This window comes from Pseudomonas sp. P2S-1, from assembly GCF_057197725.1.
Genome location: NZ_CM170068.1, coordinates 5,935,071 through 5,947,511, shown reverse-complemented (window position 1 = coordinate 5,947,511; position 12,441 = coordinate 5,935,071). Strand labels below are relative to the sequence as shown.

The 12,441-nt window shown below is 64.1% G+C and carries 13 protein-coding genes; 3 read left to right on the top strand and 10 right to left on the bottom strand.

Annotated elements, in window-relative coordinates:
- Positions 1-3: 3 nt before the first annotated feature.
- The 4 genes from AC2CQI_RS26655 to ppc form a co-directional block, all read right to left on the bottom strand.
- The gene (locus AC2CQI_RS26655) at positions 4-291 is read right to left on the bottom strand and encodes a hypothetical protein (RefSeq protein WP_075806248.1); all 288 of its coding nucleotides are present in this window, start codon (positions 289-291) and stop codon (positions 4-6) included.
- 131 nt (positions 292-422) lie between these two features.
- Positions 423-1,097: a tRNA (adenosine(37)-N6)-threonylcarbamoyltransferase complex dimerization subunit type 1 TsaB gene (tsaB, locus tag AC2CQI_RS26650; RefSeq protein WP_484578387.1), complete on the bottom strand. Its 675-nt coding sequence runs from the start codon at positions 1,095-1,097 to the stop codon at positions 423-425.
- Between the two features lie 87 nt (positions 1,098-1,184).
- Positions 1,185-1,832: an adenylate kinase gene (gene adk / locus AC2CQI_RS26645; RefSeq protein WP_484578386.1), complete on the bottom strand. Its 648-nt coding sequence runs from the start codon at positions 1,830-1,832 to the stop codon at positions 1,185-1,187.
- Between the two features lie 266 nt (positions 1,833-2,098).
- The gene (gene ppc, locus AC2CQI_RS26640; protein WP_484578385.1) at positions 2,099-4,726 is read right to left on the bottom strand and encodes a phosphoenolpyruvate carboxylase; all 2,628 of its coding nucleotides are present in this window, start codon (positions 4,724-4,726) and stop codon (positions 2,099-2,101) included.
- 128 nt (positions 4,727-4,854) lie between these two features.
- On the opposite strand from ppc, the gene AC2CQI_RS26635 reads away from it, so the two are divergent.
- From AC2CQI_RS26635 to lptF, 3 genes are all read left to right on the top strand, one after another.
- Positions 4,855-5,199 (top strand): pilin assembly protein, encoded by a 345-nt coding sequence (locus AC2CQI_RS26635; protein ID WP_075806252.1) that lies wholly within the window; start codon positions 4,855-4,857, stop codon positions 5,197-5,199.
- Between the two features lie 342 nt (positions 5,200-5,541).
- Positions 5,542-5,970 (top strand): DUF4398 domain-containing protein, encoded by a 429-nt coding sequence (locus AC2CQI_RS26630; RefSeq protein WP_075806253.1) that lies wholly within the window; start codon positions 5,542-5,544, stop codon positions 5,968-5,970.
- 47 nt (positions 5,971-6,017) lie between these two features.
- Positions 6,018-6,809: a lipotoxin F family OmpA-related lipoprotein LptF gene (gene lptF / locus AC2CQI_RS26625; protein WP_075806254.1), complete on the top strand. Its 792-nt coding sequence runs from the start codon at positions 6,018-6,020 to the stop codon at positions 6,807-6,809.
- Positions 6,810-6,876: 67 nt separating this feature from the next.
- On the opposite strand, the gene AC2CQI_RS26620 is transcribed toward lptF, so the two are convergent.
- The 6 genes from AC2CQI_RS26620 to lysS all read right to left on the bottom strand — a co-directional run bounded on the left by AC2CQI_RS26620 (position 6,877) and on the right by lysS (position 12,366).
- Positions 6,877-7,203, bottom strand: coding sequence for a PA3694 family proteiin (locus AC2CQI_RS26620; protein ID WP_075806256.1), 327 nt, complete (start codon positions 7,201-7,203; stop codon positions 6,877-6,879).
- Complete coding sequence (locus AC2CQI_RS26615) at positions 7,200-8,123, bottom strand: alpha/beta hydrolase (protein WP_484578384.1); 924 nt, start codon at positions 8,121-8,123, stop codon at positions 7,200-7,202. Before AC2CQI_RS26615 ends, AC2CQI_RS26620 begins: the two co-directional genes overlap by 4 nt.
- Entirely contained in the window at positions 8,095-9,378 is a 1,284-nt protein-coding gene (locus tag AC2CQI_RS26610; protein WP_484578383.1) for a flavohemoglobin expression-modulating QEGLA motif protein, read from the bottom strand. The genes AC2CQI_RS26615 and AC2CQI_RS26610 overlap by 29 nt, the downstream gene beginning before the upstream one ends.
- Before the next feature lie 21 nt (positions 9,379-9,399).
- Positions 9,400-9,945 carry a hypothetical protein gene (locus tag AC2CQI_RS26605; protein WP_484578382.1) on the bottom strand — a complete coding sequence of 182 codons (546 nt, stop codon included), beginning with the start codon at positions 9,943-9,945 and terminating at the stop codon, positions 9,400-9,402.
- 28 nt (positions 9,946-9,973) lie between these two features.
- On the bottom strand, positions 9,974-10,690 hold the full coding sequence (locus AC2CQI_RS26600) for a TetR/AcrR family transcriptional regulator (RefSeq protein WP_484578381.1): 717 nt from the start codon (positions 10,688-10,690) through the stop codon (positions 9,974-9,976).
- Between the two features lie 173 nt (positions 10,691-10,863).
- Positions 10,864-12,366 carry a lysine--tRNA ligase gene (lysS, locus tag AC2CQI_RS26595; RefSeq protein WP_075806260.1) on the bottom strand — a complete coding sequence of 501 codons (1,503 nt, stop codon included), beginning with the start codon at positions 12,364-12,366 and terminating at the stop codon, positions 10,864-10,866.
- Positions 12,367-12,441 lie beyond the last annotated feature (75 nt).

Genomic DNA, 12,441 nt, shown 5'->3' with positions numbered 1-12,441 from the left:
GGCTCAAATGTACAGATCCAGCCCCAGCACTTCCATCTCCCAATCCACGAAACCTGCGGTGGTCAGGTAGCTGGCCAGGGCGCCAGCGGTGCGCCGGTCACGGGCGCGGGGAAAGATCATGTCCTGCGGACGGGCCGGCAGGTTGGGCGTGGCGCGCTGGGCATTGCTGCTGGCAGGCTGCGCCTCGACCTCGCCAACGATATCGTCTTCCGATTCTTCAACGCGCACCGGCCCTTTGCGCTGGGGGCGCTTGAGCGGGTAACTCGATGAGGAAAAGCCGTCGATACGCATGGCAACAAAGACTCAGGGGTGATGATGGCAATTTAGCGGCACCTGAGATCCCTTGCAAATGCCCTACTGATAACTGGACCACATATACACATTTTGGTTTACGGCGAATGGCGATAACCGACCGAAGGTCATCATGCCTTCTTCGGCGTCGCCACCTTGTCGCGCAGGTAGACCGGCTGGGCCTGCTCGGCCGGCACGCTTTCGCCGCGGTCCCAGGCGAATTTCGCCAGGGTCAGCAGGTCCAGCGCGTGAGGCAGCATGTTCTCGTCCTGACCTTCGACCTTTACCGCCAGGCGCTCGCTATAACCCCAGCCTGTACCAGCACCGAACCATGAGCCAGCCGCGCCGTCGGGAAGCGCAACCTGCTCGGGCGGCAGTACCGCCTCGGCGCCCTGCAATTGCATCTCCCCTGCTACTTCTTGATAGCAGCCCCAATAGACTTCGTCCATGCGCGCATCGATGGCCGATGCCACCTGGGTAACACCGTGCTCACGCAGCGCGCGCTGGGCCAGCACCGCCAGGTTAGAGATCGGCAACACCGGGCGCTCCAGGGCAAAGGCCAGGCCCTGGACCACGCCGATGGCGATGCGCACACCGGTGAACGCGCCCGGACCGCGACCGAAGGCAATCGCCTCCACCGCCGACAGCGCCACGCCGGCCTCGGCCAGCAGGGTCTGGATCATCGGCAGGAGTTTTTGCGCGTGCAGGCGTGGAATCACCTCGTAGTGGCTCGTGATCTTGCCATCGTGCAGCAAGGCGACGGAGCAGGCTTCAGTGGCGGTATCCAGGGCCAGCAAGGTGGTCATCGGGGTGTTCCAGGCAAGAAAAAAAGAGCGGCAGTATAAACGACAACGGCCCGCAAGAGCGGGCCGTTGGCGATACAACAAAAGGGATCAGCTCAGGGCTGCCAGCACCTTGGCGGTGATGGATTCGACCGAACCGACACCCGGAATGTGGCTGACCTTCGGCTTGCCGTTGGTCGCTTCCAGCTTCTGGTAGAAGTCCACCAGCGGCTTGGTCTGCTCGTGATAGACCTTCAGGCGGCCGCGCACGGTTTCCTCGTTGTCGTCAGGGCGCTGGATCAGGTCCTCGCCGGTGACATCATCCTTGCCTTCAACCTTCGGCGGGTTGTAGACGATGTGGTAAACGCGGCCGGAGTCCAGGTGAACACGGCGACCGGCGATACGCTGGACGATTTCCTCGTCTTCGACAGCGATCTCGAGCACGGCATCCAGGGCAACGCCGGCGGCGACCATGGCTTCAGCTTGAGGGATGGTGCGCGGGAAACCGTCGAACAGGAAACCGTTGGCGCAGTCAGGCTGGGCGATACGGTCCTTGACCAGATTAATGATCAGGTCGTCGGAGACCAGCTTGCCAGCGTCCATCACGGCCTTGGCTTCCAGGCCCAGCGGAGTGCCGGCCTTCACTGCGGCACGCAACATGTCGCCGGTGGAGATCTGCGGAATACCGAATTTCTCGGTGATGAACTTTGCCTGAGTACCTTTACCGGCCCCGGGAGCTCCCAGCAGAATTACGCGCATCTTGTGCTCCTCATTTTTTATAAGCAAATCAATGGATTCGCGAGATTGGCGAATCGCAGGAAATCGGGCGATGACCATAAATCGGTCAAAAGGCTGCCCAAGATACACAGCGCATGGGGACCATACAAGCGGTCGAAAGTCGGAAAAACCTGCGACAGGACGCCACGGTGTATACAGGTTGCGACCAGCGCAACCCGCTCTTTACAGGGTCATTTCTTACAAACTGCGGGATGCATTCCGACATCCCGCAGACACTCATCCGAACGTCAGCCGGTGTTGCGCAACCCCGCCGCGATACCCGCCACGGTCACCAGCAGGGCTTGCTCCAACGGGCTGTCCAGAGCGGCTTCGCGCTCCCGGGAGCGGGCCAGCAGCTCGGCCTGGAGCAGGTGCAGCGGGTCCAGGTAGGTGTTGCGCAGGCGGATGAACTCCAGGGTCGCCGGGCTGTGCGCCAGTAGCACCGGTTGCCCGGTCAGGCCGAGCACCACCTGGCACGCCTGCGACAATAGGTCGCGCAATTGTTCACCCAAAGGTCGCAGTTCTGGTTGCACCAGACGTTCGTCGTAGGACGCGGCGATTTCCGCATCGGCCTTGGCCAGGACCATCTCCAGCATATCGATGCGGGTGCGGAAGAACGGCCACTCCTCGCGCATCTGCGCCAGCAGCGGACCTTGCCCGCGGGCCAGGGCATTGTTCAGGGCGGCTTCCCAGCCGAGCCAGGCCGGCAGCATCAGGCGGGTCTGGGTCCAGCCGAAGATCCACGGGATGGCGCGCAGGCTTTCGATACCCCCGGCGCGGCGCTTGGCCGGGCGGCTGCCCAACGGCAGGCGGCCCAGTTCCTGCTCTGGCGTGGACTGGCGGAAGTACTCGACGAAATCCGGGTTTTCCCGCACCACGCCGCGATAGGTCTGCACCCCGTCGGCGGCCAACTGGTCCATCACCTCGCGCCAGGCCGGTTGCGGCGGTGGCGGCGGCAGCAAGGTGGCTTCCAGCACGGCCGCCAGATACAGGTTGAGGTTCTGCTCGGCGATATCCGGCAGGCCGAACTTGAAGCGGATCATCTCGCCCTGTTCGGTAGCGCGGAAACGCCCGGCCACCGAGCCCGGCGGCTGCGACAGGATCGCCGCGTGGGCCGGCGCGCCGCCACGGCCGACGGTGCCACCGCGACCGTGGAACAGCAGCAGCTCGACTTCCTGCTCGCGGCAGATCTGCACCAGGGTTTCCTGGGCCCGATACTGGGCCCAGGCGGCGGCCGTGGTGCCAGCGTCCTTGGCCGAGTCGGAATAGCCGATCATCACTTCCTGCGGGCCGTGCAAGCCACTGCGATAACCCGGCAGCGACAGCAGGCGCTGCATCACCGGCCCGGCGTTATCCAGGTCGGCCAGGGTCTCGAACAGCGGCACCACGCGCATCGGCCGTTGCAGGCCGGCTTCCTTGAGCAGCAGCTGCACCGCCAGCACATCGGAGGCGGCGCCGGCCATGGAGATGACATAGGAACCCAGGGATGCCGCCGGAGCCGCGGCGATCTCGCGGCAGGTGGCAAGCACTTCGGCGGTATCGGCCTGGGGCTTGTAGTGCGGCGGCAACAGCGGGCGACGGCTGGCCAGTTCGCGCTGGAGGAAGTCGATGCGCGCTTCCTCGTTCCACTCGGTGTAGCTGCCCAGGCCGAGGTACTCGGTGATTTCGCTGAGCGCGGCGGCATGCCGCCCCGAGTCCTGGCGCACGTCGAGGCGCACCAGGAACAGGCCGAAGGTCACGGCGCGGCGCAGGGAGTCGAGTAGCGGCCCGTCGGCGATCACGCCCATGCCGCACTCATGCAAGGACTCGAAGCACAGGTGTAGCGGTTCGAAGAGTTCGCGGTTGTCCTGCAGCACCAGCGGACCCGGGGCTTGCGCCGTAGTCAGCGCCGACTGGGCCCAGGCCCGGGTTTCCCGCAGGCGCTCGCGCAGCGGCTTGAGTACGGCGCGGTAAGGTTCGGCGCAGTCGCCGACCTTGGCGCGCAGGGCCGGACTGGCCTCCTGCATCGACAGTTCGGCGGCGAGGGAGTGCACATCACGCAGGAACAGGTCGGCCGCCATCCAGCGTGCCAGCAACAGCACTTCGCGGGTGACGGCGGCGGTGACATTGGGGTTGCCGTCACGGTCACCGCCCATCCACGAGGCGAAACGTATCGGCGCCGCCTCCAGCGGCAGGTGCAGGCCCGTGGCCGCGTGCAGGGCCTGGTCGGCCTTGCGCATATGGCTGGGGATGGCGTGCCAGAGGGAATGCTCGATCACCGCGAAGCCCCACTTGGCCTCGTCCACCGGAGTTGGCCGGGTGCGACGGATTTCCTCGGTGTGCCAAGCCTCGGCGATCAGCCGTTGCAGGCGCTCGCGAACCTGCTCGCGCTCGGCGGGGGTCAGGTCGCGGTGGTCCTGGGCAGCCAGTTGCGCGGCGATGGCGTCGTATTTCTGGATCAGGGTGCGCCGCGCCACCTCGGTGGGGTGGGCGGTCAGCACCAGTTCGATATTCAGCTTGCCGAGCTGGCGGGCCAGGGCGTCGTCGCTGTGACCGGCAGCCTTGAGGCGGGCCAGCAGTTCGGGGAGCACCTGGGCCTCGAAGGGCTCGGGCTGGTCGGCGTCGCGACGGCGGATCAGCTGGTACTGCTCGGCGATATTGGCCAGGTTGAGGAACTGGTTGAAGGCCCGGGCTACCGGCAGCAGTTCGTCGTCGGCGAGGTCGGCGAGGGTCGAGCTGAGCTGTTCCTCACCGCCGCTGCGATCAGCCTTGGCGCTATGGCGGATCGCCTCGATCTTCTGCAGGAATGCCTCGCCGTGCTGTTCGCGCACGGTATTGCCCAACAGCTCGCCCAACAGATGAACATCTTCCCGCAAACGTGCATCGATATCGGTCATCAACCTTCTCCACCCTGGAAAAACTGCCTTTCTTGCAGAGTGCCCCACTACCGGTCGTGCTTTCAAGGCGCAGGCTCAAGCGAACTGGCTACGCTTTAACCAGTCCCAATGGTTTTACGGAGGGCATCATGAAGATTCGCGAACTTGCGCAGAGCTGGGAACAGAACGCCACAGGCCGCCTGAGCCCGACCGGTCATGTCCTGCACCTGGACGTGGAAGCCTCGGCGCGCCTGGCGGCGCTGGCCGAGATGTACCCGAAACGCACCCCGGAGGAACTGCTTGGCGAGCTGCTGGGCGCGGCGCTGGAAGAGCTGGAGGCGAGTTTCCCGTATATCCAGGGGCGGCAGGTGATCGCTACCGATGAGGAAGGGGATCCGCTGTATGAGGATGTCGGGCCGACGCCGCGGTTTCTGGCGCTTTCGCGGCGGCATCTGCATGCGTTGAGCAGTGGCAAGGATGGTTCGACCCACTGATATCACTGACACACTGGCCACCCTGTGGGAGCTGGCTTGCCAGCGATTTGGCCGGCATGAGCAATGAGGTTGCCCGATCTGGCCTCATCGCTGGCAAGCCAGCTCCCACAGGGGTCTCCAGCGGCCGCAAGACCGGTGAATACCGCTCCATCCCCGCAAAAGTTCCCGTCCTATCCCACTGACCAATCAGTCAGAAAAAGTCGCCCATCAAGCGGCACTTTTTGTGAACTTTTCAAAAATCGTTCGACTCCCACCCATTAGCCACTACGGCAAAAATACCTCCCGGCCCGCCCGGAGAGGCGTGTCGATGGACTGTTACGGATGTTCATCAGGAGTGTTCCAATGGAGTTGACCACCATGAAGACCCGCATCGAAAAATCCCCGTTCCAACTGCGCGGGATCAAGCTGGCCGCCCTGGCCCTGGGCAGCAGCCTGGTTCTGGCCGGTTGTGCTGGCAAGCCACCTACCGAGCAGTACGCCGTGACCCAGTCGGCGGTGAACTCGGCGGTCAGTGCCGGTGGCACCGAATACGCCGCCGTCGAGATGAAGGCCGCGCAGGACAAGTTCAAGCAAGCCGAAATCGCCATGCACGACAAGAAGTATGACGAAGCCAAGATCCTCGCCGAACAGGCCGAGTGGGATGCCCGCGTCGCCGAGCGCAAGGCGCAGGCCATGAAAGCCCAGAAAGCCGTGCAGGATGCCCGCCAGGGCGTCCAGGACGTACGTGAGGAAGGCATGCGTGCCGCTGACCCGATGCAGCCGCAGCAGTAAGCGCCGCCGCGCTCCGTGCATTCGAAATCGATCAAAGGACGAACACTATGCGTAACCACGTGATGATTCCCGCCCTCCTGGCCGTCAGCATGGGCCTGGTCGCCTGCGCCCACCAGCCGAACCCGAACCTGGAATCGGCCCGGACCAACTTCTCCGCCCTGCAAAGCGACCCGCAATCGAGCAAGGTCGCCGCCCTTGAAACCAAGGACGCCCAGGACTGGCTGAACAAGGCCGACAAGGCCTACATGGACAAGGAAGACGACAAGAAGGTCGACCAACTGGCCTACCTGACCAACCAGCGCGTCGAGGTGGCCAAGCAGACCATCGCCCTGCGCACTGCCGAAGCCGACCTGAAGAACGCCGCCGCACAACGCGCCCAGGCCCGCCTGGATGCCCGCGACGCGCAGATCAAGAAGCTTCAGGAAAGCCTCAACGCCAAGCAGACCGACCGCGGCACCCTGGTGACCTTCGGTGACGTGCTGTTCGACTTCAACAAGGCCGAGCTGAAAAGCAGCGCCTTCCCGAACATCACCAAGCTGGCGCAGTTCCTCCAGGAAAACCCTGACCGCAAGGTGATCGTCGAGGGCTACACCGACAGCGTCGGCAGCGCCAACTACAACCAGACCCTGTCCGAGCGCCGCGCCAACTCGGTGCGCATGGCGCTGGTACGTGCCGGCGTCGACCCGACCCGCATCGTCGCCCAGGGCTATGGCAAGGAGTATCCGGTCGCGGACAACACCAGCAACTCCGGTCGTGCGCAGAACCGTCGGGTGGAAGTGACCATTTCCAACGACAACCAGCCGGTGGCACCGCGTAGCAGCATGAGCAGCGCGCAGTAACCTGCAGGCTGTGACGAAAAATCCCGCCGGTTGGCGGGATTTTTTTTGCGCATGACGAGCGACGCGATTATTGAGCCGCCTGCGGCGTCTCCTGCCCCATACAGCGCACTGCCTGCTTCTTGCTGTCCACCAGCACGCCGGTCAGGCCCTTCTGCTGCATGTCGAACAGCACCAGCACGCCGTCGATGCACTGGGCCATCTGCGGTGCCGGGTTGATCGAGAGCTTGTAGTCCTCGCCCGGCACCGTCTTGAGCATGGTGAATTCCGACAGCAGCAGCGCATCCTCCGGTTTGGCGAAATGCAGGTAGCCGTAGTACCACAGGGCGCAGACCGTACCGACGATGCTGCAGACTCCGGTGATGATCAGGGGGATGGCGTTGCGTTCTTCACTCATTGCGACTTCTCGTCAGGATAATTGGGGACTTCGGCCAGACGCCGCAGGCCGTTGAAATGTTCGGGGTCATCGAGGAAGCGCAGCATGACCTGGCGCCAGGTCTTGTCGCCGAAGGTCTGCACATGCCCGCCCCGCACCAGTTGCAGCACCCGCGGCGGCGGCGCGGCCTGGTACAGGCGGATGCCGTTGTCCATGGGCACCAGGGCATCGTCGATGCTGTGGAAGAACAGCTTGGGCGGACTCTTCAGTTGGGCGATAGAGCGGATCGCACTGTCACCATCGGGCACCAGCCATGACAGCGGCACCTGCAACGGCCAGGTCAGCCACGAAGTACCCAGGGCATAACGCCCGACATCGCGATAACTGGCCGGCACCCCGTCGAACACCAGCGCCTTGAAGCGCGAAGCCTGCTCGGGATGTTGCGCCAGGTAGTGGATCGCCATGGCCCCGCCAAGGCTCTGCCCCAGCAGGACCTGCGGCTTGCCCTGCACCTCGGGCGCCTTGTCCAGCCAGTCGAACGCCGCGCCGATGTCCTGGTAAACCTCCGGCAACGTCGGCTTGCCCGCTGACAGCCCGTACCCGCGGTAATCGATCATCAGCACCTGGTAGCCCTGCTCCGGCAGCCAGTAACTGGCGCCCAGGTGCCAGGCCAGGTTGCCGCCGTTGCCGTGCAGGTGCAGCACCGTGCCCTTGACCTCCACGCCTTCCTTGGCCGGCAGCCACCAGCCATGCAGGCGGGTACCGTCAGCGGCGCTCAGGGTCACGTCGCGCCAGGCGATCTTCGCCTTCTCAGGGGTGAACGGCTGCCCGGGCTCGGGATAGAACAGCAACGAACTGCACCCGGACAACCCCAGCAGCAACAGGCACGGGAGCAGGATCCCGCGCCAGCGCTCAGAGAATGTTCGAGTAGTCGGCTTCAATCCGGTCCAGGCTCAGGTGATTGAGGAAGTTGGAGAAGCACATCCACGCCGACAGGGCATTGAGGTCGCGGAACTGCTCCGGCAGGTACTTGGGCGGCTCCACCAGCCCTTCGTCGACCAGCTGGCGCAGGGTGCGCATGTCTTCCAGGGTGGTCTTGCCGCAGAACAGCAAGGGAATCTGCTCCAGCTTGCCCTTTCTCACGGCCAACTGAATGTAGTTGTAAACCATGATGAAGCCCTTGAGGTAGGACAAGTCTTTGGTGAATGGCAGCCCGTTCGGCACCGAACCGCGGAACACCCGGCTGGCATTGCCATAGCTTTCCGCCATCTCGAAGCCCTGGTCGCGGAAGAACTGGTAGATCTGCAGGAAGTCGGCGCCCTCCTCGACCATATGGATGGCACGGGTGCGGTTGGTCAGCTTGCGCAGGCGGCTCGGGTAGGAAGCGAAGGCGATCACCTCCATGAGGATCGCCAGGCCTTCCTGGGTCACCGTCGACGAGGGCGGGCCCTTGGCGAGGAAGGTGCAGATCGGCTGGTTGAGGCCATTCAGCGTGGTGCCGACGTGCACCAGCCCTTCATGGACCTCCAGGGCCCGCACATCGCGGCTGTTGAACATTGCATCGGCGCGGATCTTGATGTAGTCGGCGCCCGCCGCGGCATCGGCGACGATACCGTCGGACTCGAACACGCGGATGGTGCCCTCGGCCTCGCCGAACACCTTGTTCAGGCGCCCCTGGAGAATCTCCACGGCCTCCTTGGCGGTCAGGCTCTTGGGCTCGTCCTTGAGGTCGCCGCGCCCGTCGATGTTGTTCAGGTAGTCGGAGAGCATCAGACCGAGGTCCGAGAGGGTCGGATCACCGGCATGGAAGGCGTCGGACGCCGCGCCGTAGAGCTCCTGGGAAATCAGTCCGAAATCATCGGTGCCACGCGCTTCGAGCATGCGCACCACCATGCGGTATTCCTTGCACATACGCCGCATGATCTGCCCGACCGGGTTGAACTGGCCGAGCTGGCGGGTGATATCGCGCTCGATATTCTGGAATTCCAGCTTCAGCGCGCCGGCATCGAAGGACAGCGGCCGGTTCTGGTAATACTCGCGGCTGATCGCCGGGGGTTCCTTGCCCTTGGCCTTGAGAAAGCCCTGGCGGATGCTGTCGTCCCACTTCACGGCGTCCAGTACGCGGATCGGCGTCTGCGCCTGGACGATACGGTCGGAAAGGGTGCGAATCGTCTGCTGGTACTCGTCCACGCTCATGCCTCGCTCTTCCTCTTGTGCTTACTTTCCGGCCCGCTGGAAACGCGCCACTTCGACGAACAGGTCGGAGTTGGCCGGATCGTCCAGGTAGGCCAGGACACGGGCGGGCGGGCTGTCGATCAACACCCCTTCGCCGTTCTCCTCGGGCACCTCGACGGTGCGGCCGCTGAGTTCCTTCTTGTCCAGGGCCTGGGTGATCTGCTCGACGTCGAGGTTGTAGACCACCAGTTCCTTGTTGTCGATCACTTCGAAACCGCCAATCAGGAAATTGCCGCCGAGTTTCTTCGGCACCCCCGCCGACAGGTACCAGCGGTTGCCATGCCGCGACACGGTGAACGCGTATTCCTGGCGTGGCTTGCCCTTGGCGGTAGCCACGGCCTTGTAGGCGTTGCCGCCGGAACGGCTGATCTGCAGGGTCAGCGGCTCGCCCCAGGCGTCCTTGCTCGACCAGTTGCCGAGCAGGGCCTTGGGCGCCGCCTGGTTGGCCGGAATCGGCTCGTTGAAGGTCACCAGGCAACCGTTCAACAGCAGGAAAGACAGGGCCAGCAGCACACGCCAGGCTTTCATCGACATCTCCTTGAGAGGCGCTTGCGACTCACTCCGCCGCCAGCACCAGGTGCAGGTAACGGACAAGAATAGCGAGCATCTGCCCTTCAGCCTGCGGTTTTGCGGCGTCGAGCAGGCCCTGATACTCCATCTGCTCGATGATTGCCGTCAATACAATGGCGTCCTGCTGCGGTTGGCGCGAGCCCACCACCTGCAACAACTGGCAGGCGCCGCGCAGGAGAATCTGCTCGTGGGACTTCACCAGCTCGGCCAGACGAGGGGACAACAGGGCCTCCTGGCGGAAGGCCTGTTCGGCCATGAGGAAGTCGCGGCGGTTGTGCAACTGGCGCTGGACGTACTCGCAGGTCATCTTCGCCACCTCGTCGGCCAGGCGGGCGCGGGAGGCCGGGCTGTCGTCGCCGTTGGCCATGAGCTGGCGCAGGACCACCTCGGTGCTCTCCCACAGCTTGGCCATGTAGGCGGCGCTGCGCTCGACGTACTGGGCGAAGGTGTCGCTGAGCAGGTCCTGGATATCGTCGAAGTAGTAAGTGGTGGCCGACAGCGGCACGCCGGCCTCGGCGGCCACGGCGCGGTGGCGCACGCCGCGCACGCCATCACGCACGACGATGCGCATGGCCGCGTCGAGGATCTGCTGGCGGCGCTGCTCGCTGCCCTGGCGGCTGGCCTTGCGGCCCTGGTACTGGACGCTTTCGGCGACGGCGGAGGCAACGCCGGCGGCGCCTTGCTGGGGCTGGGGGGGAGTCACGGGCGGTTACCTCGAAATCGGGATTTTCGGGCATGAAAAAGCCGCCAGGGGCGGCTGATTCATTGTGTCCTTCAGGGCCTCATCGCTGGCAAGCCAGCTCCCACAGGTACGGTGTGCACCGGTCCTTGTGGGAGCTGGCTTGCCAGCGATGGGGGCCTCAAGCCTGGTGAAGATCAGGCCTGTGGACGCATGTGCGGGAACAGGATCACATCACGGATCGACGGCGAGTTGGTCAGCAGCATGACCAGGCGGTCGATACCGATGCCTTCACCGGCCGTCGGCGGCATGCCGTATTCCAGGGCGCGGACGAAGTCGGCGTCGAAGTGCATGGCCTCGTCGTCACCGGCGTCCTTCTCGGCCACCTGGGCAAGGAAGCGCTCGGCCTGGTCTTCGGCGTCGTTGAGCTCGGAGTAGGCGTTGGCGATCTCGCGGCCACCGATGAACAGCTCGAAGCGGTCGGTGACGTTCGGGTTGGCATCGTTGCGACGGGCCAGCGGCGAGACTTCGAACGGGTACTCGGTGATGAAGTGCGGCTGCTCCAGCTTGCTCTCCACCAGCTCCTCGAAAATCATCACCTGCAGCTTGCCCAGGCCTTCGTGACCAAGAACCTTGGCACCGGCCTTTTTGGCGATGTCACGGGCCTTGTCGACGTCCAGCAGGTCAGCTTCGGTCAGCTCAGGGTTGTACTTGAGGATCGAGTCGAACACCGAAAGGCGCACGAACGGCTCGCCGAAGTGGAACACCTTGTCGCCGTACGGCACGTCGGTGCTGCCGAGGACCAACTGGGCCAGTTCGCGGAACAGTTCCTCGGTGAGGTCCATGTTGTCGGTGTAGTCGGCGTAGGCCTGGTAGAACTCCAACATGGTGAATTCAGGGTTGTGGCGGGTCGAGACGCCTTCGTTGCGGAAGTTGCGGTTGATCTCGAAGACCTTCTCGAAGCCACCGACCACCAGGCGCTTGAGGTACAGCTCCGGCGCGATACGCAGGAACATCGGCATGTCCAGGGCGTTGTGGTGGGTTTCGAACGGTTTGGCCGCAGCGCCGCCAGGAATGGTCTGCAGCATCGGGGTTTCGACTTCGAGGAAGTCGCGCTTGGCCAGGAAGCTGCGGATGTGCGAGATCACCAGGGAACGCACGCGGAAGGTCTCGCGGGTGTCTTCGTTGACGATCAGGTCGACGTAGCGCTGGCGGTAGCGCTGCTCGGTATCGGTCAGGCCGTGGTGCTTGTCCGGCAGCGGGCGCAGCGACTTGGTCAGCAGGCGCACGTTGGTCATCTCGACGTACAGGTCGCCCTTGCCGGAACGGGCCAGGGTGCCTTCGGCGGCGATGATGTCACCGAGGTCCCAGGTTTTCACCGCGGCCAGGGTTTCTTCCGGCAGGGTCTTGCGGTTGACGTAGACCTGGATGCGCCCGGTCATGTCCTGGATCACCATGAACGAGCCACGGTTGAGCATGATGCGACCGGCTACCTTGACCGGAATCGCGGCTGCTTCCAGCTCTTCCTTGGTCTTGTCGACATACTGCTTCTGCAGGTCGTTGCAGTAGCTGTCACGGCGGAAGTCGTTGGGGAAGGCCTGGCCCTTGGCGCGTTCTGCGGCAAGTTTTTCCTTGCGCAGGGCGATCAGGGCGTTTTCTTCCTGTTGCAGGTCTTGCGCTTCGGTCTTGAGGTCGCTCATGTCGTCATTCTTTCCATCAGGTATTCGTTGCCCGTTCCGGGCAGGGCACGCGAGCCCGGCGCCGGGCCGGGTCTC